Annotated in this window: 2 protein-coding genes; both read right to left on the reverse strand. The window is 57.2% G+C overall.

The genetic code is table 11. From position 1 onward, the window contains the following. On the reverse strand, positions 1-702 hold a 702-nt coding region (gene cbiD / locus STRDD11_RS00745; RefSeq protein ID WP_128835308.1), incomplete at its 3' end, for a cobalt-precorrin-5B (C(1))-methyltransferase CbiD. A gap of 2 nt (positions 703-704) precedes the next feature. Continuing rightward, positions 705-983 (reverse strand): precorrin-8X methylmutase (locus STRDD11_RS00750; RefSeq protein ID WP_206512664.1); only part of this gene is annotated, 279 nt, incomplete at its 5' end.

Raw genomic sequence — 983 nt, forward strand, 5'->3', positions numbered from 1 at the left:
ATTAACGATGCGCCCGACCGGAATCCCCAAGGTCTTGGTCGCAAAGTCTTCCCCGTAGTTCCCCGGCACCAGAACGACCGAGCGATGCCCTTGATTGTAGAGCATGGTCAGCTCAATAGTGATAGCCGCCTTCCAGCTGTCCTCAGACATGGGATTGACAATCCCAGTCGTTCCGAGGATAGAGATGCCGCCGACAATGCCCAGCCGGGAATTATAGGTCAGCTTGGCCGTCTCCTCCCCTCCAGGTACGGAAATGATAACCCGCGCCCCGCAGTTGGGACCGATAATCTCGCGGACATGCTGCTCAATCATTCGCCGAGGAGTCGGATTGATGGCCGCCATGCCGACATCGCAGGCCAGGCCCTTCTCTGTCACGCGCCCGACTCCCTGACCGCCGTCGATTTCAATCTCTGTCTGATCCGGCAGGAGGGTCACCGTCGAGTAGATCAAGAGTCCATGCGTCGCATCCGCATCATCGCCGCCGTCTTTTTCAATAGCAGCGGTCGCCTCCTCTGCTCCAAAAGAAGGCTTGTGAACCTCCATGGTCACTTCCACGCCCGAAGCCGTGTGTACAGTGACCTTTTCTTCTGTTTCCTGATTTAAAATCATGCTCAGAGCAGCGACGGTTGCTGCCGTTGCACAGGTGCCGGTCGTAAAGCCTTTTTTTAGTTTCTTTCCGTTGACATAAGCGTATTCGTCCATGGTCAGCCCCCTCTCTTTTCTGAAGCCTGCTCAGGTCTGGCAACCCTGAAGCGCTCATAGTCGCTGGTCCCCAGCTCGAGCTGATAGAGGATGGCATTGACCACCGCTGCCGCAATGGTGCTGCCGCCCTTTTGGCCCAGGGCTGCAATTGATGGCACGGCGCTTTCATGCAGCTTGAGCTTGGACTCTGCTGCTCCGACAAAGCCGACCGGCACACCGATGACCGCGTCCGGCTGCAGGCTCCCCTCTTCCACCATGTCCAGCACCTTAAAGATAGAGGT

Source organism: Streptococcus sp. DD11 (assembly GCF_001578865.1).
GTDB classification, from domain to species: domain Bacteria; phylum Bacillota; class Bacilli; order Lactobacillales; family Streptococcaceae; genus Streptococcus; species Streptococcus panodentis.